Source organism: Lysobacter hankyongensis, assembly GCF_039543145.1.
Taxonomy (GTDB): Bacteria; Pseudomonadota; Gammaproteobacteria; order Xanthomonadales; family Xanthomonadaceae; genus Lysobacter_I; species Lysobacter_I hankyongensis.
The window spans coordinates 269,168-293,343 of the sequence record NZ_BAABJE010000005.1 but is presented as its reverse complement, the minus strand read 5'-3'; the positions used below and the strand labels follow the sequence as shown (position 1 = coordinate 293,343).

General features: G+C 66.7%; 25 protein-coding genes. 9 read left to right on the top strand and 16 right to left on the bottom strand.

Translation table 11 applies throughout. The features are described from left to right. Positions 1-154 precede the first annotated feature (154 nt). Complete coding sequence (gene rtcR / locus ABD974_RS07280) at positions 155-1,756, top strand: RNA repair transcriptional activator RtcR (protein ID WP_345302638.1); 1,602 nt, start codon at positions 155-157, stop codon at positions 1,754-1,756. A 42-nt stretch (positions 1,757-1,798) separates the two neighbouring features. Here rtcR and fnr read toward each other — a convergent pair whose 3' ends face one another. Further along, a complete protein-coding gene (gene fnr / locus ABD974_RS07275; protein WP_345302637.1) occupies positions 1,799-2,560 on the bottom strand; it encodes a fumarate/nitrate reduction transcriptional regulator Fnr in 762 nt (253 codons plus the stop codon). Positions 2,561-2,789: 229 nt separating this feature from the next. Between fnr and ABD974_RS07270 the strand changes: the two genes are divergently transcribed. The 4 genes from ABD974_RS07270 to zapE all read left to right on the top strand — a co-directional run bounded on the left by ABD974_RS07270 (position 2,790) and on the right by zapE (position 6,912). Next, entirely contained in the window at positions 2,790-3,302 is a 513-nt protein-coding gene (locus ABD974_RS07270; RefSeq protein WP_345302636.1) for a c-type cytochrome, read from the top strand. A 91-nt stretch (positions 3,303-3,393) separates the two neighbouring features. Next, positions 3,394-5,118: an ExeM/NucH family extracellular endonuclease gene (locus ABD974_RS07265; protein WP_345302635.1), complete on the top strand. Its 1,725-nt coding sequence runs from the start codon at positions 3,394-3,396 to the stop codon at positions 5,116-5,118. A 25-nt stretch (positions 5,119-5,143) separates the two neighbouring features. Next, complete coding sequence (locus ABD974_RS07260; RefSeq protein ID WP_345302634.1) at positions 5,144-5,818, top strand: alpha/beta hydrolase; 675 nt, start codon at positions 5,144-5,146, stop codon at positions 5,816-5,818. Continuing rightward, complete coding sequence (gene zapE, locus ABD974_RS07255) at positions 5,815-6,912, top strand: cell division protein ZapE (RefSeq protein WP_345302633.1); 1,098 nt, start codon at positions 5,815-5,817, stop codon at positions 6,910-6,912. The genes ABD974_RS07260 and zapE overlap by 4 nt, the downstream gene beginning before the upstream one ends. A gap of 111 nt (positions 6,913-7,023) precedes the next feature. Here zapE and ABD974_RS07250 read toward each other — a convergent pair whose 3' ends face one another. Together ABD974_RS07250 and ABD974_RS07245 are read right to left on the bottom strand one after the other, a co-directional pair. Further along, positions 7,024-8,298 carry a sialidase family protein gene (locus ABD974_RS07250; protein WP_345302632.1) on the bottom strand — a complete coding sequence of 425 codons (1,275 nt, stop codon included), beginning with the start codon at positions 8,296-8,298 and terminating at the stop codon, positions 7,024-7,026. 94 nt (positions 8,299-8,392) lie between these two features. After that, entirely contained in the window at positions 8,393-9,193 is an 801-nt protein-coding gene (locus ABD974_RS07245; protein ID WP_345302631.1) for an AAA family ATPase, read from the bottom strand. A 98-nt stretch (positions 9,194-9,291) separates the two neighbouring features. On the opposite strand from ABD974_RS07245, the gene ABD974_RS07240 reads away from it, so the two are divergent. Then, on the top strand, positions 9,292-9,747 hold the full coding sequence (locus ABD974_RS07240; protein WP_345302630.1) for a bacteriohemerythrin: 456 nt from the start codon (positions 9,292-9,294) through the stop codon (positions 9,745-9,747). Positions 9,748-9,760: 13 nt separating this feature from the next. Here ABD974_RS07240 and mnmG read toward each other — a convergent pair whose 3' ends face one another. Both mnmG and ABD974_RS07230 read right to left on the bottom strand, forming a co-directional pair. Then, a complete protein-coding gene (gene mnmG, locus ABD974_RS07235) occupies positions 9,761-11,644 on the bottom strand; it encodes a tRNA uridine-5-carboxymethylaminomethyl(34) synthesis enzyme MnmG (RefSeq protein WP_345302629.1) in 1,884 nt (627 codons plus the stop codon). A gap of 476 nt (positions 11,645-12,120) precedes the next feature. Further along, complete coding sequence (locus ABD974_RS07230) at positions 12,121-12,771, bottom strand: hypothetical protein (RefSeq protein WP_345302628.1); 651 nt, start codon at positions 12,769-12,771, stop codon at positions 12,121-12,123. A 223-nt stretch (positions 12,772-12,994) separates the two neighbouring features. On the opposite strand from ABD974_RS07230, the gene ABD974_RS07225 reads away from it, so the two are divergent. The 3 genes from ABD974_RS07225 to ABD974_RS07215 are packed head-to-tail and all read left to right on the top strand — an operon-like array spanning position 12,995 to position 15,062. Further along, on the top strand, positions 12,995-13,948 hold the full coding sequence (locus tag ABD974_RS07225) for a pyridoxal-phosphate dependent enzyme (protein ID WP_345302795.1): 954 nt from the start codon (positions 12,995-12,997) through the stop codon (positions 13,946-13,948). After that, positions 13,945-14,640 (top strand): YdcF family protein, encoded by a 696-nt coding sequence (locus ABD974_RS07220; RefSeq protein WP_345302627.1) that lies wholly within the window; start codon positions 13,945-13,947, stop codon positions 14,638-14,640. Before ABD974_RS07225 ends, ABD974_RS07220 begins: the two co-directional genes overlap by 4 nt. Then, positions 14,637-15,062: a ketosteroid isomerase-related protein gene (locus ABD974_RS07215; protein ID WP_345302626.1), complete on the top strand. Its 426-nt coding sequence runs from the start codon at positions 14,637-14,639 to the stop codon at positions 15,060-15,062. Before ABD974_RS07220 ends, ABD974_RS07215 begins: the two co-directional genes overlap by 4 nt. A 232-nt stretch (positions 15,063-15,294) precedes the next feature. Here ABD974_RS07215 and ABD974_RS07210 read toward each other — a convergent pair whose 3' ends face one another. The 11 genes from ABD974_RS07210 to bioB form a co-directional block, all read right to left on the bottom strand. Further along, positions 15,295-15,714, bottom strand: coding sequence for a hypothetical protein (locus ABD974_RS07210; protein WP_345302625.1), 420 nt, complete (start codon positions 15,712-15,714; stop codon positions 15,295-15,297). A 653-nt stretch (positions 15,715-16,367) separates the two neighbouring features. Continuing rightward, positions 16,368-16,751 (bottom strand): hypothetical protein, encoded by a 384-nt coding sequence (locus ABD974_RS07205; protein WP_345302624.1) that lies wholly within the window; start codon positions 16,749-16,751, stop codon positions 16,368-16,370. A gap of 109 nt (positions 16,752-16,860) precedes the next feature. Continuing rightward, positions 16,861-17,190, bottom strand: coding sequence for a hypothetical protein (locus ABD974_RS07200; protein WP_345302623.1), 330 nt, complete (start codon positions 17,188-17,190; stop codon positions 16,861-16,863). A gap of 420 nt (positions 17,191-17,610) precedes the next feature. After that, complete coding sequence (locus ABD974_RS07195; protein WP_345302622.1) at positions 17,611-18,594, bottom strand: TIR domain-containing protein; 984 nt, start codon at positions 18,592-18,594, stop codon at positions 17,611-17,613. Positions 18,595-18,745: 151 nt separating this feature from the next. Next, a complete protein-coding gene (locus ABD974_RS07190) occupies positions 18,746-19,237 on the bottom strand; it encodes a hypothetical protein (protein ID WP_345302621.1) in 492 nt (163 codons plus the stop codon). Positions 19,238-19,340: 103 nt separating this feature from the next. Further along, positions 19,341-19,739 carry a hypothetical protein gene (locus ABD974_RS07185; protein ID WP_345302620.1) on the bottom strand — a complete coding sequence of 133 codons (399 nt, stop codon included), beginning with the start codon at positions 19,737-19,739 and terminating at the stop codon, positions 19,341-19,343. Further along, the gene (gene bioC, locus ABD974_RS07180) at positions 19,736-20,671 is read right to left on the bottom strand and encodes a malonyl-ACP O-methyltransferase BioC (protein WP_345302619.1); all 936 of its coding nucleotides are present in this window, start codon (positions 20,669-20,671) and stop codon (positions 19,736-19,738) included. The genes ABD974_RS07185 and bioC overlap by 4 nt, the downstream gene beginning before the upstream one ends. Beyond that, the gene (gene bioH / locus ABD974_RS07175) at positions 20,668-21,468 is read right to left on the bottom strand and encodes a pimeloyl-ACP methyl ester esterase BioH (protein WP_345302794.1); all 801 of its coding nucleotides are present in this window, start codon (positions 21,466-21,468) and stop codon (positions 20,668-20,670) included. Before bioH ends, bioC begins: the two co-directional genes overlap by 4 nt. A gap of 8 nt (positions 21,469-21,476) precedes the next feature. After that, positions 21,477-21,854, bottom strand: a complete 378-nt coding sequence (locus ABD974_RS07170; protein ID WP_345302618.1) for a DUF7079 family protein — start codon at positions 21,852-21,854, stop codon at positions 21,477-21,479. Between the two features lie 5 nt (positions 21,855-21,859). Then, complete coding sequence (gene bioF / locus ABD974_RS07165) at positions 21,860-23,068, bottom strand: 8-amino-7-oxononanoate synthase (protein WP_345302617.1); 1,209 nt, start codon at positions 23,066-23,068, stop codon at positions 21,860-21,862. Positions 23,069-23,081: 13 nt separating this feature from the next. Then, positions 23,082-24,143, bottom strand: a complete 1,062-nt coding sequence (bioB, locus tag ABD974_RS07160) for a biotin synthase BioB (RefSeq protein ID WP_345302616.1) — start codon at positions 24,141-24,143, stop codon at positions 23,082-23,084. Between the last annotated feature and the right edge of the window lie 33 nt (positions 24,144-24,176).

Here is a 24,176-nt window from a genome sequence, read left to right as displayed (position 1 = left end):
GTTTGCCCCATGCATTGCAATCGCCATGCCAACTTCACCCGAATTGATTCAATTCATTGTTTTCAAAGAATGTTGTTCTGATTTCATGGATTTCCGTCCGCACTGTTATCTGATATTTCATATATATTTGGATCGTTTCTTATCGGATTCGATCATGCGCAGGCGTCAGGTCATCTTCGGCATGCTCGGCACCCAGCTGGATGCCGGCAGCGGTCCCGGGCGGTGGGAAAAATGGCGGCCCACGATCTCGCTGGGCCAGCACGAGGACTTCCTCGTGGACCAGCTGGAACTGCTGGTGGACGAGCGCCGCTACGGCAAGCTCGCGCAGATCGTGCAGGACGACTTCGCGCAGATCTCGCCCGACACCGCGGTGCGCCGGCACGACACCTACCTCGCCGACCCGTGGGATTTCGAGGGCGTGTACGCGACGCTGCACGATTTCCTGCGCGGTTACGCGTTCCGCCCGGAGGACGAGGACTACTACATCCACATCACCACCGGCAGCCATGTCGCGCAGATCTGCTGGTTCCTGCTCGCGGAGAGCCGGCATTTTCCGGGCCGCCTGCTGCAGACCTCGCCGCCGCGCAAGCAGGGCGGCAGCGATCCCGGCAGCTTCGCGATCATCGATCTGGATCTCTCCCGCTACGACCGCATCGCGCAGCGTTTCGCGCAGCAGCGGCTGGAAGACCGCGATCTGCTGAAGAGCGGCATCGCCACCCGCAACGCCGCGTTCAACCGCATGATCGAACAGATCGAAACCGTGGCCACGCGTTCGAAGGCGCCGATGCTGCTGATGGGCCCGACCGGCGCGGGCAAGAGCCAACTGGCGAAGCGCGTGTTCGAGCTGAAGAAACTCAAGCATCAGCTGCCCGGGCGTTTCGTCGAAGTGAACTGCGCCACGCTGCGCGGCGACGGCGCGATGAGCGCGCTGTTCGGCCACGTGAAAGGCGCCTACACCGGCGCCGGCAGCGATCGCGCCGGGCTGCTGCGCTCCGCGGATCGCGGGCTGTTGTTCCTCGACGAGATCGGCGAACTCGGCCTGGACGAACAGGCGTTGCTGCTGCGCGCGCTGGAAGAGAAGCGCTTCCCGCCGGTGGGCGGCGACAAGGACGTGGAAAGCGATTTCCAGCTCATCGCCGGCACCAACCGCGATCTGCAGGACGCGGTGGCGCGCGGACGCTTCCGCGACGACCTGCTGGCGCGATTGAACTTGTGGACCTATCGCCTGCCGGGCCTGGCCGAACGCCCGGAGGACATCGAACCCAACCTCGATTTCGAACTCGAGCGCTGGTCGCGCGAACAGGGACAGCGCGTGGCCTTCAACCGCGAAGCGCGGGCGCGCTATCTGCGCTTCGCGACCAGCGCCGATGCGCGATGGCGCGGGAATTTCCGCGATCTCGGCGCCTCGGTGATGCGGATGGCGACGCTGGCCGATGCCGGGCGCATCCAGGTGGCGCTGGTGGACGAGGAAATCGCGCGGCTGCGCGCGCTGTGGCGCACCCACGACGGCGGAACGCTGCTGGACGCGCTGCTCGGCGACGAGGCGGCGTCGCTCGATCGCTTCGATCGGGTGCAGCTCGAAGATGCGGTGCGCGTCTGCGCACGCGCGAAATCGCTGTCGGAAGCCGGGCGCACGCTGTTCGCCGCCTCACGCGCACGGCGCAGCAGCACCAACGACGCCGACCGCCTGCGCAAGTATCTGGCACGGTTCGGTCTGGACTGGGAGCGCGTGCGGGACGTCGATCCGGCGGGTTGAAGCGTGTGATGCGCTTTCACGTGCCGCGCGAAGCGGCAAGGATCAGGCGCGTCGCTGCTTGCCGTCGCCGGACGATTCGGCGCCGTGGGCAAGCCGCAACAGCTCGGCCACGTTCAGGATCTCGACACGACGCCCGGTCACGTCGATGACGCCGTCGTCCTGCAACCGGGTGAAGCCGCGGCTCACGGTTTCCAGCGCGAGGCCGAGGAAACGCGCGATGTCCTCGCGGCTCATGGGCAACTGGAACAGACGATCGGACTGGCCGACGTTGCGATAACGCTCGCCAAGGCTGTGCAGGAACAGGGCGATGCGTTCGTTGGCCTGACGACGGACGAGAATGCCGAGATGATCCTGGTCGCGATCCACGCTCTGGCCGATCACGCGGAACAACTGCTGCTGCAACGTCGGCACCTGCGCCGCGACCTCGGAGAGCTGGTCGTAGGGCACTTCGCAGACCGTGGCCGCCGTAAGGGCCACGCCCTCGCAGCGATGCTGGCCGCTGCCGAGCGCATCCAGACCGATCAGTTCGCCAGGCAGATGGAAGCCGAGCACCTGTTCTTCGCCGTCTTCGCTGATGCTGACCGACTTGAACGCGCCGTCGCGGGCGATGAAGACCGCGGTCAGCGGATCGCCGAGGCGGAACAGGCGCTCGCCGCGAGCCACCGGCCGGCGGCGCTGCACGATCTGGTCGAGCCGCTGCAGTTCTTCCGCGGCGATCCCGCCCGGCAGACAAAGCTGGCGGACCGAACAGTAGGTGCAACCGCGGCGCAGTTGGATCAGATCGAGGACGGAGGAATCGCTCATGGCAGGCCTAGTGTGCCACGGGCCGGCGCGAAGCCGAACCCGACTTCCGTACTAAAGATCGCCGCCGGGGGACCGACGATGCCCGCCCTGGAACCGGATCGGGCGGCTTTCGGGGCGTCCGGGCTCGAATCCGGGCCGTCACACCCCTTATACTGCCCGGATTGTGCGGCCTCAACCGGCCGTCCCGCCATCGCGGCGGTTCCATCATGCTCTGTTCCCGGGTGAGTTCGTGCGCAATTACGATCTGGACTTTCTGAAGCGCTTTTCGATGGTCATCGCCTTCCTCATGGCGGTGACGCTGGGCCTGATCCTGTTCGCGGCCTACCTCCACCATGAACTGCCGCGGCAGGCGAATCCGGTCGAAGTGAAGCGCACCGAAGCCCGCATCGCGCCGACCGGCCAGGTCTACGCCGGCGCCAGCGGCGAAGCCGCCAAGGCCGCCGCCGACGAAGCCGCCAAGGCGGCTGCCGCATCCCAGGTCGCCTACGGCGGCACGCTCGACGGCTCGGTGATCTACGGCAATCTCTGCGCGGGCTGCCACAACTCGGGCGCCGGCGGCGCGCCGAAGCTCGACGCCGCAGGCATCGGCGCCCGCGCCGGCCAAGGCAAGGACACGCTGTACAAGCATGCGATCGAAGGCTTCACCGGCAGCGCCGGCGTGATGCCCGCCAAGGGCGGCAACCCGGCCCTGACCGACGATCAGGTCAAGGCCACGGTCGACTGGATGCTCGAACAGGTCTGATCGCAGGTCCCGGCGCCGCAGCGTCAGCGCCGCAGCACATCCGCAACGCCGCCTCCGGGCGGCGTTGTCCTTTCCGCCACAGGGGCCACCCATGCGCCGACCCGTCCCGTTCCGATTCCTGCCGCTGCTGTGTCTCCTCTGGAGCGCCACCGGCGCCGCACAGGACACCCTCCGCATCGGCGATGTCCAGGGCACCGGCGAGCGCAGCGCGCGGGTCGGCGAAGCGGTGACGGTGCAGGGCATCGTCACCGCCGCGGTCGACGGCGGCCGACGCGGCTGGTACCTGCAGGACGGCGGCGATGGCGACCCGGCGACTTCCGATGCTGTCTTCATCGAGGCCGAGGGCGCCTCCGGGCCGCCGATCACGGTCGGCCAATCGCTCCGCATCCGCGGCACCGTCGCCGAACTGGACGCCGGGCGCGGCACGCTGACCGCCCTGCAGCGAGTGTCGCCCGCCTCGCTGAAAGCCACCATCGACACGCCACGCGCGATCCGGATCGCGACCGCGCCGGCCGACTGGGAACGGTTCGAGGGCATGCGCGTGCGGATCGCAGCGCCGCTGACCGTCGCCGGGACCCATCGCCTGGAAAAACAGGGCGAATTGATCGTCAATTTCGGCGAACGCCTGCGTACGCCCAGCGACGCCGTGGCTCCGGGCGAAGCCGCCCGGGCCCTCGCGGCCGACAATGTCCGCCGCACCCTGCGGGTGGACGACGGCAGCACCGCAGAACGCCCGGAAACGGTGTGGTTCCTGCCGAAGGACGCCGACCTTCGCAGCGGCAGCCGGGTTGTGCGGCTGGAAGGCGTGATCGACCAGCGCGGCGGCGGCTACCTGTTGATGCCGACCACGCCCCCGAAATTCCGGCCCGCCCGGGCACCGAAGCCGCCGAAGGTCGGCGGCGACGTGCGCATCGCCAGCTTCAATCTGGAGAATTTCTTCAACGGCGACGGCCGCGGCGGCGGGTTTCCGACCCCGCGCGGTGCGCGCACTCCGGCCGAACTGGAGGCCCAGCTCGGCCGGCTGGTCGCCACGATCCGCGGCCTGGATCCGGACATCGCCGCGCTGATGGAGCTGGAGAACGACGGATTCGGCCCCGAATCCGCGGTCGCGCTGCTGGTCGACGCCCTGAACCGGAGCGGCGACGGCGACTGGCGGTTCATCGCCAGCGAAGCCCCCGCCGGCGGCGACCAGATCCGGGTCGGGATGATCTATCGCGCCTCCCGTGCGCAGCCCGTCGGCGCCGCCGCAGCGCTGGCCGACGACCTGTTCGGCAGCCGCAGCCGCCCGCCGCTGGCGCAGAGCTTCCGCGCCGGCGACGGCCCGGTGTTCACGGTGGTGGCCAATCACTTCAAGTCGAAAGGCTGCGGCAGCGCGACCGGCGCCGAGGCCGACCAGAAGGACGGCCAGAGCTGCTGGAACCCCACCCGCACCGAATCGGCGCGCCGCCTAGACGCCTGGCTGCGGACAGATCCGACGCGCAGCGGCAGCGATCTGATGATGATCGTCGGCGATCTGAATGCCTACACCATGGAGGACCCGGTGCGCGCGCTGGTCGCGGCCGGCTGGCGCGATGCCTTCGAAGGCGCCCGTGGCGAGAGCCCGTACAGCTACGTCTACGAGGCCCAGACCGGCCGCCTGGATCACGCGCTGCTCAGCCCGGGGCTGGCCGCACGGCTCGCCGGCGCGGCGGAATGGCACAGCAATGCCGATGAACCCGACAACCGCGGCTATCAGGCGCGCCCCGGCGACCGCGGCCCCTGGCGCAGTTCGGACCACGATCCGCTGGTGGTCGGCCTGCGCCTGCGCCGGCCCTGAGCGCCCCGGCGGCTATCATCCCCACATGACCTCGCCCGCCTTCCCCGCCGTCGCGACCGTCTTGACCCTGCCGGGACCGGCGGGTGCGCTCGAGGTCGCGGTCGATCCGCCCGAGGCCGATGTCGCCGCCGTGCCGGTGGTGGCGGTGCTGTGCCACCCGCTGCCCACCGAAGGCGGCAGCATGCACAACAAGGTGGTGACGATGGCCGCGCGCAGCCTGCGCGAACTCGGTATCGCCACCGTCCGCTTCAACTTCCGCGGCGTCGGCCAATCCGAGGGCGCATTCGATCACGGCGAGGGCGAACTCGACGATCTGCGCACGGTGGTCGCCTGGGTGCGCGCCGCGCGCCCGGACGCCGCACTGTGGCTCGCCGGCTTCAGCTTCGGCGCCTACGTCAGCCTGCGCGCCGCGATGGAACTGCGTCCGGCGATGCTGGTGTCGATCGCGCCGCCGGCCGGACGCTGGGAGTTCGAACGCATCGCCACGCCGACGATGCCGTGGCTGGTGATCCAGGGCGAGGAAGACGAGATCGTCGACCCGCAGGCGGTGTACGACTGGCTGCAGCGCATCGGCGCGCAGGCCGAGATCGTGCGGATGCCCGAGACCAGCCATTTCTTCCATCGCAAACTCATGGATCTGCGCGGCGCGATCAAGCATGGCGTGCAGCGGCACCTGCCGGAGACCGGCACCGCATCATGAGCGACACCGCGGCGCCATCCGCGCGCTACGCCGAGGGCGTGGCCCGCGGCGACTGGAACGACGACCCCGCGCAACACGGCGCGCTGCGCGAACTCGACCGCCTGCATGCGATCCTGTCCGCACCGCAGCCGCGCAAGGGTCTGCTCGATGCGCTGTTCGGCAAACCGGTAACGCCTTCGCCGAACGGCCTATATCTGTGGGGCGGCGTCGGCCGCGGCAAGACCTTCCTGATCGATCTCTTCCATTCCGGGCTGCCGATCCGCGAGAAACGGCGCACCCATTTCCACCGCTTCATGCGCGAAGTGCACGAACGCCTGCGCGCGCATGCCGGCGAGCGCGATCCGCTGGCGGCGATCGCGCGCGAGTGGCGCACCTCGCTGCGGGTGCTGGTGCTCGACGAATTCTTCGTCAGCGACATCGGCGACGCGATGCTGCTGGGCCGGCTGCTGGAACGCCTGTTCGAGGAAGGCATCGTCCTCGTCACCAGTTCGAACGCGGCGCCTTCCGACCTCTACAGGGACGGGCTGCAGCGCGCGCGCTTCCTGCCGGCGATCGCGCTGATCGAACGCCACTGCAATGTGGTCCATCTCGATTCGCCGAACGACTACCGGCTGCGCGCGCTGATCCGATCGCCGGTCTACCGCGCGCCGCTCGACGCCGACAGCGACGTCTGGCTGGAATCGCGCTGGCACGAACTGCACGGCGACGACGGCCACCGCGATGCCGGCATCGACATCGACGGTCGCCGCATCGCGGTGCGCGCGCGCACCAAGGGCATGGCGTGGTTCGATTTCGGCGAACTGTGCGAAGGTCCGCGCGGCAGCGCCGACTACATCGAGATCGCCACCGAATTCCACACCGTGCTGCTCGGCGGGATCCCCGCGTTCGACGCGCAGAACGACGATGCCGCGCGCCGTTTCGTCACGCTGATCGACGAACTGTACGATCGCCGCGTCAATCTCGTGTGCAGCGCGGATGCGGCGCCGCACGCGCTGTATCGCGGCGAGCGTCTGGCCGCCGCGTTCGAACGCACCGCATCGCGCCTGATCGAAATGCAGAGCGCGGACTATCTGGCGCTGGAACATCTCGGCTGAAGAAAATCGATCGATTTTTCGAAATGGCGTAGCGCAGCAGGACCACGTCCCGCATCGCCGGAACGATGTCGGTCGTGAAACTCGAGAATCCGAAAGCCGCCGCCGTGAAGGCTATCGCGCCGTCAGCCGGATCCCGCGCAGCTGCGGCTGGCCATCGACGACATCAGTCCACACCACGTGTGCGGCGTCGCCGCGCAGCGCGAGCCGCGGCAATCCGGTGGCACGGCCGCCGCCCTGCACGTCGGCGAGCCGGGTGCGCTGCAGTTCCGTCGCGAGGTCGGGCGAATAACGCGTCAACCACAGCGACTGCCTGCCTGCGTCCTCGCGCATCCAGACCAGCCACACCTGCCGCGCGTCGCTCGCGACCGCGACCCGGCCCAGCACCGCAGCCCCGCTGTCCACCGTCAGCGGCTTGCCGAAACTCGCGCCGCCGTCGGTCGAACGCGCCAGCTTGATCGTCGGCGTATCGCCCGGCGCGGTGTACCAGGCCACCACCGCGGCCTCGCCGCTCGCCGCCACCGATGGACCGTTGACCGGGCAGGCCGGCATGGTCCAGTCGTCGGCATGCACGCGCACGGGCTTCGACCAGACCTCGCCGTCGAAGCGGGTGGCGTAGATGTCGCGGATTTCCTTGTCGCTGCGGTCGCGGTAGACCAGCAGCGCGCCATCGCCGATCGCGGCCGCATCGGTCTGGCAGCAATCGCAGGTGCTGGCGTCGATTTCGGCGGCCGCGGACGGGCGCAGCGCCGCGTCGAATACCGCCGCCCGCACGGTCATCGCGCCACCGTGGCCCTCGCCGTGAGAGGCGTCGCCATGGCCGTCGTGATCGCCGGCTCCGGTATTGCGGCCATCCAGCCAGGCCACGCCCAGGGCATCGTCGCCCTGCGGCCAGAAGGAGACGAAGCCGTGCTCGGTGGTGGTGGTGTCGTCGTGGACCTTGCGCGGTGCGCTCCAGTTCATGCCGTGATCGAGCGACCGCACCAGCATGACGTCGTAGGCGTAGGGCGCGTCCGCGGATTTCTGCAGCCAGTGCGCCCACAGCGCGCGATCGGCCGTGGCCGCGATGTGCGGGGTGTCGGCCCAGTTCACGAACATCGAGTTGCCGACCGCGATGGTGCGCGCGGTGGCCCAGCGGCCGTCGGGATAGGACTCGGCGAACTGGAACGCCGGTCGGCGTCCGGGTTGGGTGTTGATCCAGCTGAGCAACAGGCGACCATCCGGCGCCACGACCAGATCGGGCTGCGCCGAACCCGGCATCGCCGGCAGCGGCCAGGCTTCGATGGTCAGATCGCCGGCGATCAGCGGCTTCGGTGGCGGGGCCTCCTCGCCGCACCCGGCGACCGAGACGAGGATCAGAACAAGAGCGGAGCGGAGAAGAGTGCGCATGCGCCAAGCGTACGCCATCCGCCACGGGCGCATCATCCGCCCGCGGCGGGCAATGTCGCGAGGAACGCCTCGACGGCCGCATCCGAATCCAGCACTAGAGCGTGTTATGTACTTTTTCATGTGTCGCGTTGCGCAGCCTGTGGCGTCGAGGCAAGGTTCCGTGGCGCAGCCTTGGCTGGCGGCCAAGGCAAGTCACGGACCGCAGGATCGGCGCCACAGGGGCGCAACCCGGAGGGAAGGCCGTCTGCGGGCCCGATCCAGCGTTGCGCACCTTGCCAAGGCCGCCAGCCTTGGCCGCGGCGCGCGCCTTGGCTCGGGCCCGCAGACGACCTTCGCGGCACATGAAAAAGTACATAACACGCTCTAGCGTCCGCTTGCCCGCAGCCGCGGCCTCGGCGAATCGCGCGAGCACCGCGGGACGATTGCGCCAGCGGTAGAGCGCGATCCACCCCAGGAACCGCGGGTCGATGGTCTCCGGACACCCGGGTGCCATGTCGGGGCGCGAGACGCCGCGGTAGGTCCAGCGTCGCCGCAGGACCCGCCACAGACAGACGCGCGGCGGCAGGTCCATCAGGATCGCGGTGTCGCAGGCGTCGAGGCGCAGCCCGAGCGTGCCGCCGTAGTTGCCGTCCATCACCCAGCGCTCGTCCTGCGTCAGGCGCTCGACCGTTTGTCGCCAGTCGTCCTTCGAAGGCGCCACCCAACCCGGGCGCCAGTAGCGGGCATCGAGATGGATCAACGGCAGATCCAGCCGCGCCGCGATACGTCGGGCAAGAGCCGATTTGCCGCTGCCGCCGGGACCGACGATCAGGATGCGACGCATCGTGATCGCGCCCGGAAACCTCGGACAGGAAGCGCGAAACGTCTCACGGTTCGCGTTTTCCGTTCCGCGCATGCGGATGTGGTCGCTCGCATTTTGATTCGGCTCAAAACTTCAGGATGTCGCGATGGAGAGAGTACACCACCACCACGACGCATACGCAGGAAGCGCCCATGAAAGCACTCGTCTGGACACCGGAACTCGACACCGGCATCGCCGTGATCGACCGGCAACACGAACGCATCGTCGATCTGATCAATGCGCTCGGCGCCGCCGGCCACGATCAGGATGCGATCGCCGACGCGATCGGCGAGCTCGTCGATTACACGATGTCGCACTTCGCGTTCGAAGAAGAGCTGATGGAAGAGGCCGGCTATCAGTTCTGCGCCGCGCACAAACGCGTGCACGACATGTTCACGCGGCGCGTGAACGAGTACAAGCTGCGCTTCGATGCCGGCGAGGATGTGGCCGATGAGCTGCGCTCGATGCTGTCGCGCTGGCTGTTCAACCATATTCGCAGCGACGACAAGGCGTATTCCGAACAGGTGAAGCGCTACCTCGACCATTTCAGCCGCAATCATCAGAGCGGCGGCTGGATGCAGCGCACCCTGCATCGCCTGTTCGGCTGAGCCCGCGACGGCCTCAGGCCGCCGCGCCGCGCCGTTTGGTGAGATGCACCAGCAGCAGCGAGATCGCCGCCGGCGTCATGCCCGGAATGCGCTGCGCCTGGCCGACGGTTTCGGGCCGCACGCGGGCGAGCTTCTGCTGCACCTCGTTCGACAACCCGCGCACCAGGGCGTAATCGAAGTCGGCGGGAATCGCGGTGTGTTCGTGACGCTGCTGGCGCGCGATCTCCTCGCGCTGGCGGGCGAGATAGCCCGAATACTTGGCCTCGATCTCGACCTGCTCGGCGACATCGGCATCGTCGACCCCCGGACCCAGCATCGGCACCGTCATCAACCGCGCGTAATCGAGTTCCGGCCGGCGCAGCAGATCGAGCGCGTGCGTCTCGCGGCTCAGGTCGATGCCCAGCGTCGCCACCGCTTCGCGGCCGAGCGTATTGTTGGGCGCCGCCCACACCGCACCGAGCCGCTCGGTTTCGGCCGCGACCGCATCGCGCTTGCGCGAGAAGCGCGCCCAGCGCGCGTCGTCGATCAGGCCCAGGGTGCGGCCGGTCCCGGTGAGCCGCAGATCGGCGTTGTCTTCGCGCAACTGCAGGCGATATTCGGCGCGACTGGTGAACATGCGATACGGCTCGGTGGTGCCGTGGGTGATCAGATCGTCGATCAGCACGCCGATGTAGGCCTCGTCGCGCCGCGGCGACCACGCCGCCAGACCGCGCACGTGGCGCGCGGCGTTGAGGCCGGCGATCAGGCCCTGCGCCGCCGCTTCCTCGTAGCCGGTGGTGCCGTTGATCTGGCCGGCGAAGAACAGGCCCTCGACGAGCTTGGTCTCCAGCGAGGTCTTCAGCCCGCGCGGATCGAAGAAGTCGTATTCGATGGCATAGCCGGCACGGGTGATGTGCGCGTTCTCGAAGCCGCGGATGCTGCGCACGAGATCCAGCTGCACGTCGAACGGCAGCGAGGTGGAGATGCCGTTCGGATAGATCTCGAACACATCCAGGCCTTCGGGCTCGACGAAGATCTGATGGCTGGCCTTCTCGGCGAAACGCACCACCTTGTCTTCGATCGACGGACAATAACGGGGGCCGATGCCTTCGATCTGGCCGCTGTACAGCGGCGAACGGTGCAGCGCGTTGCGGATGATCTCGTGGGTGCGCTCGCTGGTATGCGTGATCCAGCACGGCACCTGCGGCGGATGATCGGCGGTGCTGCCCATGAACGAAAACACCGGCCTCGGATCGTCGCCGGGCTGCGCTTCCATCCGCGAATAGTCGAGACTGCGGCCGTCGATGCGCGGCGGCGTGCCGGTCTTCAGGCGGTCGATGGCGAACGGGCGCTCGCGCAGGCGCGCGGCCAGCGTGGCCGCCGGCGGATCGCCCATGCGCCCGGCGGCGTACTGGGTCTCGCCGATGTGGATCTTGCCGGCGAGGAAGGTGCCGGCGGTCAACACCACCGCGCGGGCATGGAAGCGCAGGCCGGTGTTGGTGACGGCACCGCGGACCGCATCGCCTTCCAGAATGAGGTCGTCTACCGCGGACTGGAACACGGTCAGGTTCGGCGCGGTCTCCACCGCGCGACGGATGAAGCTGCGATACCGCGAACGGTCGGCCTGGCAGCGCGTCGCACGCACCGCCGGACCCTTCGATGCGTTCAGCCGGCGCCACTGGATGCCGGCCGCGTCCGCGGCGCGGGCCATGACCCCGCCGAGCGCATCGATCTCCTTCACAAGATGGCCCTTGCCGATGCCGCCGATGGCCGGGTTGCAGCTCATCGCGCCCACGGTCTCGATGTTGTGGGTCAGCAGCAGCGTGCGTGCGCCGACGCGCGCAGACGCGAGCGCGGCCTCGGTCCCGGCGTGGCCGCCACCGATCACGATCACGTCGAAGGTGTAGAAGTCGTTCATGCAGGCATTTGTCGGTTGTCGCGATCGGGCCGCGCGGCGGATGGAAGTGTATCGCCGCCGGCCCGTCCTGCAGGCGCGCGACCAAAGTTGGCACGCAACCTGCTTATCCCAATTGGCACTCAGTGCGGCAGGCGCGAAAGCGCTGGCCGGGGTGGAACAGGGCTGGCCACGTGCGCGCTGAGGGAGCCAGGGGCCGAATGTCGGGGGACATTCGGCCCCTTTTTTTTGCCCGCGATCCGGCCCATCCGGGTCGGCTCGCGCCGCGGCCGTTGCCGTCGTCCGAAACGAAAGCGGCGCATGCACCGTTGAGGTCGCATGCGCCGCTGAGTAGGTGCCGACGCCCGACGGGGAGCGGAACAGGGGGGATCCGGATTTCCCCGCCGGGGTCGGCGATTCTTACCGTGGTACGTCGTAATCCGACGCAACCGGTCATTCGTCGTTAGCTTGCGACCAATTCGGTCTCTTGGCAAGCGCTTTCAGGGCGTCGTATCGCGACGGGATTCTCGTTCCCGCGGTCCGATCCGACCGCCGGGCGGCGATGAGGGTCGCGGCGATTCCATCTGCGGCCGCGGCGGCGGATTGCTCGCGCCCGGCGGCGGCGATGGCATGCGCCGCGGCGGCTGCGAAACCGACACCGGCGTCCTCGGTTTGCTGCCGCCCACCACGCCCGGCGGCGGCGGTTGGGGCGTTCTGGGACGCCGCGCGATGTCGTCCATGTAACGCCACGGGCCGCCTTCGCGGTCGTGGTCGCGATCGCGGAAATTCCCGCCACCACCACCGCCACCCGGCGGGTTGCCGCCCGGGGGATTCACGATCACGCCCGGCGGCGGACCCGGCGGCGGCGGCTGATGCCCGTACGGCGGCCGATGATGGCGGCGCGGGTGCCAGTAATGCGGCGGGTAATAGAGATAGGGCGCGTAGCCGTAGCCATACCCGATGCTGCCGTACCAGCCGCCCGGATAGCCGTAGCCTATGGTGCTGTAGGGCTGGCCATAGGCGTCGTAGTACTCGATTTCGGGGTCGGAATAGTAGTAATCGCCGCCGTCGCCATCGCGATAGGCGTAGGTACTGACGCAACCGGTCAGAATCAGCGCGGAGAGTGTCGCAAGCAGACCAAGACGGAACATGATGGACCCCTGTGGAATGTCGCCGACGGATCGGTCCGTCGCAGTGTCGAGCATCCGCCCGATCGATTGAACCCGTCCTTAAGCGAAGCCCTCGCGAGCGGGTTCGCGGGCGCCCGGTCGCGCCGACCTCGCCTGCTACGATGTCGGCATGACCGCCGCCGTGACGACGCCCGATTCCCTGCCGCACGGCGACGCATCGCCCGGCTCGACGTTGTCCGGCCCCATGCTGCCCGCCTTCGCCGATGTGCTGGCCGCCGCCGCGCGAATCGCCCCGCACGCCAAGCGGACGCCGGTGCTGCGCTCGCGATCGCTGGACGAACTGGCCGGGTGCGAGCTCCATTTCAAGTGCGAGAACCTGCAGCGGGTCGGCGCGTTCAAGTTCCGCGGCGCCTGCAACGCGATCTTCGCTCTCGACGCCGCCACCGCGGCCCGAGGCATCCTCACCCAGAGCTCGGGCAACCACGGCGCGGCCGTCGCCCTCGCCAGCCGCCTGCGCGGCGTCCCGGCGACCGTGGTGGTCCCGGAGGGCGCACCGGCGGTGAAGCTGGCGGGCATCGCCGGCTACGGCGCGCGCATCGTGCGCTGCGCGCCGACCATGGCCGCCCGCGAGGCCGCGGCCGAGGCGCTGCGGGCCGAGAGCGGCGCCCATCTCGTCCACCCCTTCGACGACGCCGACGTCATCGCCGGTCAGGGCACGGTGGCGCTGGAGCTGCTGCGCAGCGAACCCGCGCTCGACGCCCTGCTCGCCCCGGTCGGCGGCGGCGGCCTGCTGTCGGGCTGCTCGCTCGCCGCGAAGACCCTGCGCCCGCAGATCGAGGTGATCGGCGCGGAGCCCGCCGGCGCCGCCGACGCCATCGCCTCGCTGCGCGAAGGCCACTGCATCACCGACATGACCGCGCGCACCGTCTGCGACGGCCTGCGCGGACACCTCGCGCCGCGGACGCTCGCGCTGCTGCAGCGGCATGTCGACGAACTCCTGGCCATCGACGACGCGGCGACCGTGGCCGCGATGCGTCTGCTCTTCGAACGCTTGAAACTGGTGGTCGAACCCTCGGGCGCGATCGCCTTCGCGGCGGTGCTGCAGCATCGCGAACGCTTCGCCGGGCGACGCGTCGGCATCGTGCTCTCCGGCGGCAACGTCGATCTCGACGCCCTGCCGTGGCAGGCGATGGCGTGAGCCGCGGTGGGCTGCCGCCGCTGATCCAGCGCGCCGACGGTCGTCGGCGACGGCGTCGCGGGCCGTTCCGCTGGCTGCGCCGGCTGCTGCTGCTCGCATTGCTGTGGATCGTCGGCGTGGCGACCTACATCGTCCACGTCGGCGGCCGCGACGACGCCGCCGGCGACGATGTTCGCGCCGACGCCATCATCGTGCTGGGCGCGGCCGCCTACGACGCGCGGCCGTCGCCGGTGTTCGAGGAGCGGCTGCGCCACGGCATCGCGCTGTACAAACGCGACATCGCACCGACCCTGATCTTCACCGGCGGCTTCGGCGGCGCCGGCGCGCGCTTCGCGGAATCGCAGGTCGGCCGTCGCTATGCCTTGAGCCAGGGCGTGCCCGACCGGGCGATCCTGATCGAAACCGTCTCCCGCAACACCCGCGACAATCTCGGCCAGGCCGCCGCGCTGATGCGCAGCCGCAAACTCACCCGCGCCGTCGTGGTCAGCGACCCGCTGCACCTGTCGCGCGCGCTGCGCATCTGCGCGGAGATCGGCATCGACTGCCTGGGCTCGGCCACACCGACCAGCCGCTACCGCAGCTTCGACACCCGCTGGCGCTTCCTCGCCGCCGAGGTGTACTTCTTCCACCGCGACCTGTTCGCAGAAGTGTCCGCCGGCCTGTCGCGCCGCCTCCAGGGAGATTCGCCATGATCATCGACGGCACCCGCGCCCACGATCGCGCCACCACCCTCGTGCTCGATTACTACGCCGCCTTCAACCGCGGCGACTGGAACGCGATGCTGGCGTTGCTCACCGACGACGTGGCCCACGACCTCAACCAGGGCGCGCGCGAAACCGGCCGCGACGCCTTCGCCGCCTTCCTCGCGCGCATGGACCGCAGTTATCACGAACAGTTGCGCGACATCGTGGTGATGGCCTGCCCGGATGGCGCGCGCGCCGCGGCCGAATACGTCGTGCATGGCGAATATCTCGTCGCCGACGAAGGCCTGCCGCCCGCGCATGGACAAACCTACGTGCTCCCCGGCGGCGCGTTCTTCGAACTGCGCGACGGCAGGATCGCCCGCGTCACGAATTACTACAACCTGCAGGACTGGATCGCGCAGGTGCGTTGAAGCCGCAACTCACTCGATTGCGTATCTGCCGCGATGTGCCCCCGAGATCGCTGGGGAAACGTTCGATCCGCGATGGCGTAGCCCGGGTAAGCGCAACGCGCTTACCCGGGATGAAGTCGAGATCAAACCATCCGAATCTCCCGGGTAAGGCTTTCAGCCTTACCCGGGCTACTTGCTACAACCTGCAGGACTGGATGGCGCAGGTCGGCGGCTGATCGGCTTGAACGAATGTTCAAGTGCCGGCGTCGGGGCTCGCCGGTCGCTCTGCACAGGTTACCTTGAGATAACCGCGGGTGGTGAAGTCGATATGCACGGTATCCAGCCCATCGATGGTGAGCCCGAGCCAGTAATGCCCGCGGGCCATCTGTTCCAGATGCATGCTGCATGAGGAAACTTCCAGCAGGGAGAGCCTTCCTTCTGCAGAGACCTCATGAGGGAGTCGTACGAGCACTTCGCTGTCCGCCTCGATCGAGGTGTCGATTCTGCCTTTTCGAGCGGTGCGCATCGCGATCAGAATCCTCTGGCGGTTCGGCAGCACGGCAGTGATTTCATATCTTTCGTTTCCGACCGAAACCACGCGCAAATCCGCGACGTCCAGGAAGAGATCATCAACGAACTGGTTTTGCGAATGATGAACATCGGCAGGGATCATTGTCTGGCGCCTGTCACCTGAATCAAGGCACTCCGCAGCGAGGCGGCAGGGTGTACTCGCGCACACCAAGGCACATGGCCAACGCCACAATGCGAGGTCGACTTGAACGAATTGAACGGATTTTTAGGCGTCAAATCGGCATGCATCTCCAGCGGAAAAATCCGTAAGGACGCGTTGATCCGAACGCACTTCAAATGCATGCCTCTCGGCAATGAAAGTTGCAATTTCAGTCGGAGTGGGTCTGCAATCAAAGAAGTGGAATGGTGGGCGTGGTGGATTCAATCTGTCACCACACTCCATAGTATCGAGCCCCCAATCGCACTTTCGCGTTTTCGTAAACAATCCAAGCAAGAACCAGGCCTGCTCAGACAAGTTAATTTTAGCCAGCCCGAGGCATTCATGAATAGGAAACGACTTGTCGCCTCGCTTCTCGGTTGTATGCAGATAGCGAAGGACTTCTGTGCTTTCCAATTTCGAGTCTGGTTTGAGATGACTCAACTCGACTAGAAACTGGTTTTGGATTGATAACGAAAGAACTTCCATTGACGCCTAACACCTGAGTTGATCCGCCCCGCAGCGGGGCGGCGGACGCGTACTAGCGTAGCGTAGGCATGTGGCCGACGCCACGATGTGCTGTCGGCTTGAACGAATTTTTAGCCCTTATTTCTAACGCAGACTTGTGAGCGCCAAAAAGAAGCACGCTTGCCGTTATTTTTCAGTACGACGACAAGATGCTTGTGATCGCCTGTTGGCACCATTGGTGATGAAATTTTATCAATGCCGGAACGGGTTCGAATTATGTAGATACTTCCATTCTTCAGCTCGAACCGTCCCGTTCCAACGGGGATGCAGTCCTTCGAGTAATCGACGTATTCTCCATTCTTCCTGAATTCAATTGCATCTGTCGTTGAGCCGTCATCAAAGGTGTAATGCCAGTAGCCAACAAGCCATTCCGGGACCGACTCCTTCGACAGCGCTTCACTTTGGAACATGAAGACAAGGAAGAATAGTGCTGTGAGACTTGAGGTGGCGCGCATCAGGGATAACACCTAAGTTAAGCCGCTCCGCAGCGGGGCGGCGGACGTGCTCTAGCGTAGCGGAGTCACGTGGACGACGCCACGATGTGGGGGCGGCTTGAACGAATTTTTAGGTCTCTCCAATATCATCCCTAAATATGTCCAAGAACCCGTATTGAACCGCGGGCTCTAGAGTTTCATAAGACTCGGCTGTGAGGAGCATGTGGTATTTGACAGTAAGTCTTTCTAGAACGTCTAGACAGCCATGAAGATCATCGTATGTTGGCATTCTTGATGGAGGTCTGCGGTCAAAATGTGCAACTCTTCTATCAAGAAAGCTTTCAACAGTAGATGCAGAAGCATTGAGGGATTCAATATCGATCTCAATGACCTCAGGAGATAGACTTTTATTGTTTGAGCCAATGATTGAGTAGAAATCATTAGCGGCATATTTTTTCATTGCCGAATCGGAGTACAGTGATTCGTAATAATCTAGGTTTATTAGGTGACTTTGCTCGCGAATCTCGCATAGGAGTTTCTTCAGGCAAATACTGTCCTTCTGAAATTTGAACTGTCGCCGCAGCCCAATGCCAAGATGAGAGATGTAGGATTCTCTAAAGTAGTCATGGAAGTAATCTGACTTTTGTAGTTTTGGTGTTTCGTCAATAAGGTCTTGAAAAGATAGAAAAAGGGCTCGTGCAAGTAGGATGTTGGAAACATCATCACCTACAATCTTGATCCATTCTTTCCAACGCGGAAGAGGTGTCATGAGAGACCTAACGCCTGAGTTAAGCCGCCCCGCAGCGGGGCGGCGGACGCGTGCTAGCGTAGCGCAGGCAGGTGGCCGCCGCCATGACATGGGGCTGGCTTGAACGAATTGTTAGGCCGCAGGCTTGAGCGCACTTAGTTCTCTTTGGAGCTGATGTATCGCCGCTTCTGCTCGCTCTGGATCCATGCGTAGGTAGACCATGCCCGATAGGTCAGAAGGGAGCGTAACGCTTGCCGGTGCGAGCACGAATGTTCGATTGCGGCCGTTCCTCCCATGGAATAGCCCAAGCTCATACACCAAATTGTCACGAGGCACTCGCCTGTCTTGTCCGCGAGCGATAACAGCATCGTCCGCCGTAAGCACCATCACTGAAGCTGTGCAGGCAGTAAGTATTTCGTCCAGTGCGCCCAGCACAGTTTTTCCCGCTGGAAAGGCTTCTGTCCAGACAACTGATTCGATGCCGACTTGTGTCAGACCGTCCTGAACTCGCTGCGCCAAACTGAGACCTTCAACGGATGAGGCGATGAAAACTTTGACAGGACGCGAAATGCTCAACCGTTGTGTTGGATTGGAAGATTCATCTGGGAGGTTGAGAGCAATCCGCGCTAGGTGAGGGCGCACAACGTCCGAAAAGTCCTTGGAATTGCCGTATTCCCATACGAGACCCAGCGATTCGAGTTCGGATCGAAATCTGAGCACTTTCCCGCACTGATCTAGTTCCAGCTGTGTCCTTGGGGCGAACGGTGCCTGAGAAAAATAAAACAGAACTTGGATTTCCTTGTCTCGCTGCCAAAGTTCTAGCGCTCTTCGGAACTCTTCCTCCGTGCCAGACTCGGCTAGGCCTGTAGGCGTGCCAAACCGGCGCCACATGACTCCCAGAAATATGTCGTACTTTCCGATTTGGTCATTGATCAAGCCTTGCGCTCGTCCAAGGCCTGGGTTGCAGTGCGTCTCCCAGCGAACGAGTTCGAACGTCATTTGCTTAAACGCGCCGACAGTAGTGTTCAACTCCTCAACGACATGTCTGAGACTGTCGCGCTCGTATTTCACGTCTCCGGGCGAGGCAACGAATAAACGAAGTTGTCGAGTTTTCATCGGTCATTCCGGCAAAGGGATGTGGATTCTGTGACCTAACTACGACTAGAACTCAAATCGGGGCGTAACACGGAGGCTGCCACTGACGATTCCAGGCAGTCAATCGCTGGCATTCCGCAGCATCGCTGGAATACCCGGAAATCGGGACCGCTCATGGCGCCGCTGCCGGCTCCAACGCCCGCAACGCATCGCGCACACGGGCGATGCGGCGATGCTTGTCGAGATCGTTGTACCACTCCCAGATCGCGGCCTCGGCGGTTCCGCAGCGGATGCGTAGCGATGCGGTGCTTTCGTCGGGCACCGCGATGCGCTTGGGCACGCGTTGTTGCCAGATCTTCAGTTCGATCAACAGGCCGACCAGGGCGCGATGCCGCGCGGGATCCACGCGTGCGTCGACGCGCTGCGGCGGCTGTCCAGGCTCCGCCTGCGCACGGGTATAGCGGCCATCGGCTTCGAGCGTCAGTGTCGTGCCGCCCCATAGTCCATGCATGTCGCTGTAGGTGACCGCGGGCAAGGGCGCGCCGGTCTTCGCCGATGTCTTGAGGCAGACCGGCAGCGAAGGCGGTTTCGCCGCGGCGGCGCCGGCGGCGATCAGCATGAAGATGAAGAGGAATGCGAAGCGCTGTGCGGAGAATCGGGGCATGACGGGTCTCCGTGCGACTGTGCAGCGCCTGTCGCGAGCATAGCCAACGCCGTCGGCGATCAACAAGCGGGGCCGTCCGCGGGGAGCGTCTTCGTCTCGACCCTCAACCGGCGCGGCCCAGCGTCGCCATCAGCAGCGCACCGCCGCACGCCAGCGACACGATGCCGATCAGGCTCAGAAATGGCAGCGCGACCGGGACGGCGCGCTGCGCGAAACGGCGATGCCATCGCCACGGGACCAGCAGCAGCAAGCCCGTGGTGACGACGAGGACGATGCCGATGCCGACGAAGGCCGCGGGATAATTCGTGCGCGGCGCGTACCGCAGAAAGGCCCAGCCGGCCAGCAGGCGCAACACCATTTCCAGGATATGCGTGGCCGGCGATGTCGCGAACCCGGTCAGGAAACGCGCGGCGCGGGCAGGCGCGAAAAGACAGGCCAAACCAAGCCAGACGAGATAGGTCGCGACCGCGGCCAGAACGACGACGGCGGACAGATCGATCAACGTCGCCGCACCGGAATCCCGCTGGCCGGGAAGCGCGCGATGTCCTCGCCGCCTTCGCGGATCGGGACGCCATGTTCGGGGGCCCAGGCGAGGGCGGTGATGATTTCCCACGTGGCCGGGAGGCGGCCGTGGTCGCGCAGCGGTTCGTAGGCGTTCGCGGCGGCGGCGAAGCGGGCCTTGCCGGTGAGGGTGTGGCGGCGGGCGCGCAGTGCGTTGGTGGCGCCGATCGCACGCAGTTCGCGCATCAGTGCCGGCAGATCGTCGTAGCGGGTGACCAGTTCGTCGCGGTCGAGCACCGGATTGCGGAAGCCGCTGGCGATGAGCGCGTCGCCGAACTGTGCGATTGAGGCGAACGGGCTGACGTGCGGCACCGCGTCGGCGGTCGCGAAGGCGCCGCGCAGTTCGTACAGCGTGTCGGGACCGAAGGTCGAAACGACGAGCATGCCGCCCGGCTTCAGCACGCGACGGAACCCCGCGAACACCGCGGGCAGATCCTCGATCCACTGCAGGCACAGGTTCGAGAACAGCAGATCGACGCTGTGCTCGGCCAGCGGCAGCGCGCGGGCGTCGGCGCAGACGCGTTCGGGCGCGCGCGCGAGGCGCTGACGGAGCGCATCGAGCAGGCCCGCGGGCGCGTCGACGTGCGCGCGCAGCATCGGCAGGGCGAGATCGAGCGACAGCACCCGCGCCTTCGGCCAGCGCGCGCGCATCGCCCGCGACGCGCCACCGGGGCCGCAGCCCAGATCGACGACGACCGCCGGCGCCTGCGCGTCGACGGCGCGGCCTTCGGCGTAGTAGTCCAGCGATTCCAGCAGCCGCGCTTCGACCTCGTGCTGCAGCTTCGCGGCGTCGGCGTAACTGGACGACGCGCGCGAAAACGCGCGGCGCACGTGGCGCCGGTCGAACAGCGCGGCGTCGACGGGAGCGTTCACGCGTCGCCGCCGGTCGCGGCGGGGAAGTCGACGAGGAACTCGGCGAGATGCCCGACAACCTCATCGACATGGGTCAGGAACGGCGCGTGTCCGGCGTGTTCGATCTGCGCGAAGGTCGCAGGCGCGTGGCCCGCGCGTTCGACGATCTCCGCGGCCTCGCGCATCGCACGCGGATCGACCAGACGGTCGCGGCGACCGGCGATCCACAGGCTGGGTACGCGCAGCTGCGGCAACAGCGGACGCTGGTCCGCGGTTTCGAGGATGTGCAGGCCGTCGACGAGCACCCGCGCCGCGGGCTCGCCGCGGGCGAACAGCTCGGCGCGCAGCGCGCGGATCTCGTCCTTCGCGTGGTCCGAACCGAAGGCTTCGAGCGCGACGAAGCGGTCGAGGGTGGCGCGATAGTCGTCGCCGAGGCCCTTGGCGAAGTCGCGGAAGATCTCGGCGGACACGCCGTAGCGCCAGTCGGGGCCGCGCACGAAACACGGGCTGCTGCACAGCGCGACCAGCGCCGGCACGCGTTCGGGCGCATGCACCGCGGCATGCAGCGCGAACATGCCGCCCAGCGACCAGCCGATCCACGGCGCCACCGGCAGTTGCGCGTGCAGCGCGTCGCAGACGGCATCGAAGGCCAGCGGCGTGGCGTCGTCGCGGCTCAGGCCGTGCCCGGGCAGATCGACGAGATGCAGGGTGTAACGATCGCGCAGGCGTTCGACCAGCGGCGCGAACACGCCGCCATGCATCGCCCAGCCGTGGATCAGGACCAGCGGCGGGCCTTCGCCGCTGATCGTGGTGTGCAGGCGCGCGCTCATCGTTGCGGTTCGGCGTTCCGTGCGGCGAGGATCATCGGTTCGAGCGCGCGCCACTGCGCGTCGATATCACGCGCGAACCAGCGGCTCATGCGACGACGCCAGCGCGGCTGGCGACCGACCGTTTCGATCCGTTCGATCAGCCAGGCCTCGTCGAAACCGGCCCATTCGCCTGCGACCGACATGAGATTGGCATGCAATGCCGGGTGCACGTCGTCCATCAGGATGTCGCGCAAGTCATCGACCGAATAGGGCGATGCGGCGAGCGTCTCCGCGATCGCATCGCGGAAGACCGACACATCGGTATCCAGATACAACTCCGACAGCGCGATCCAGACCGGAATGCGCGCGTCGCGATCGCCTCGCGAAACCGCCATCGGCATCACGCCACCGCGGCTCCGGCCGCGCCGAAGCCCATCTCGACCGCGTCGCGGGCCCAGCACAGCGCATCGATCAGCGCGTCGACCTCGGCCTGGGTGTGCAGCGACGACAGGGTGATGCGCAGCCGCGCCTTGCCGTCGGGGACGGTCGGCGGGCGGATCGCCGGCACCCAGAAGCCCTGCGCTTCGAGCGCGGTGGCGAGCGCGGTGGCGCGCTTCTCGTCGCCGCACATCAGCGGCTGGATCGGACCGGTCGACGGCAGCAGCGGCAGATCGCGGAACATCGCGGTCTGGCGGAAATGCGCGATCAGGCCCTGCAGTTTTTCGCGGCGCCAGTGATCACGGCGCGCGAGCTTCACCGCCGCCAGCGTGGCCGCGGCCTGCGACGGCGGCAACGCGGTGGTGTAGATGTACGGACGCGCGGTTTCGGCGAGATGACCGATGATCTCCTCGCTGCCGAGCACGACCGCGCCGTAACCGCCCAGCGCCTTGCCCAGCGTGGCGAGCTGCAGCAGACCGGCGGCTTCGAGCCCGGCCTCGGCCACGCAGCCGCGGCCATCGGGGCCGACCACGCCCACGCCGTGCGCATCGTCGACATACATCAAGGCATGCTGCACGCGCGCGACCAGCGACAGTTCGCGCAGCGGCGCGACATCGCCGTCCATGCTGAACACGCCGTCGGTGACGATCATCGCCGCGCCGTCGGGCACGGTGCGCAACTGGCGCAACGCGCCTTCGGGATCGGCGTGCGGATAGCGGCGGAGTTTGCAGCCGGCGAGCCGCGCGGCGTCGATCAGGCTGGCGTGGTTGAGCCGGTCCTGCACGCAAACGTCGTCTTCGCCGAGCAGCGATTGCAGCACCGCGAGATTGGCGAGGTAACCGCTGCCGAACAGCAGCGCGCGCGGCGCGCCGATCCAGTCGGCCAGTTCCTTCTCCAGCGCGTCGTGATTGGCGTGATGGCCGCTGACCAGGTGCGAGGCGCCGCTGCCGACGCCGTCGCGCGAGGCGCTGGCCTGCAGCGCGTCGACCACGCCGAAATGCTGCGACAGGCCGAGATAGTCGTTGCCGGCGAAATTGGTCAGCCAGCGGCCGTCGACCTCGCAGCGCACGCCGTCGCGCCGCGTCACCGTGCGTCGCTGGCGCACGCGGCCCTGGATCGTGCGTTGCACGCGGGCGGCGAGGATGCGTTCGGTGAGGCGCGGGCGGGTCATGGCAGGTGCTCGATCAGGCGGCTCGGGTACAGGGCGGACCATCGCCACCGTCGCCGCCGGCGAGGGCGGCGTCGACGATGTCGGCATGGAAGGTGTTCGCAGTCTCGACGACCTGCATCGGCCGCAGGCCCAGGCGCGCGAACAGCGCGAGGTCGCGCTCGGTGTCGGGGTTGCCGGTGGTCAGCAGTTTTTCGCCGTAGAAGATCGAATTGGCGCCGGCGAGGAAACACAGCGCCTGCAGTTCGTCGGACATGGTCTCGCGGCCGGCGGACAGCCGCACCATCGATTTCGGCATCATGATCCGGGCGACCGCGATCGTGCGCACGAACTCGAACGGATCCAGCTCGGCGGTGCCGTGCAGCGGCGTGCCTTCGACCTGCACGAGGCGGTTGATCGGCACCGAATCCGGATGCGCCGGCAGGTTGGCCAGGATCTGCAGCAGACCGGCGCGCTGCGCGCGCGATTCGCCCATGCCGACGATGCCGCCGCAGCAGGTCTTCATGCCGGCGTCGCGGACATGGCCGAGGGTGTCGAGGCGGTCCTGAAATTCGCGGGTCTGGATGATTTCGCCGTAGAACTCCGGCGCGGTGTCCAGATTGTGGTTGTAGTAGTCGAGGCCGGCGGCCTTCAGCGCCGTGGCCTGTTCGCCGCTGAGCATGCCGAGGGTGGCGCAGGTTTCGAGCCCCAAGGCCTTCACCTCGCGGATCATCTCGGCGACCTTCGGGATGTCGCGGTCCTTCGGCGAACGCCAGGCGGCGCCCATGCAGAAGCGGGAGGCGCCGGCGGCCTTGGCCTGTTTCGCCTTCTCCACCACCGAGGCGGTATCCATCAGCTTCGTCGCGTCGACGCCGGTGTGATAACGCTGGGCCTGCGGGCAGTAGGCGCAGTCCTCGGGGCAGCCGCCTGTCTTCACCGACAGCAGGGTGCTGACCTGGACCTCGGCAGGGTCAAAATGCGCCCGATGCACCTCGCCCGCCTGTTGCAACAACACCGGAAAGGGCAGCGCGAACAGCGCTTCCACTTCGGCGCGTTGCCAGTCGTGACGCGGAGAGCTGAAAGCGCTGACAGCGGGCATCGGGGTTTCCTGACGGACACGTCCTTGAGGGAC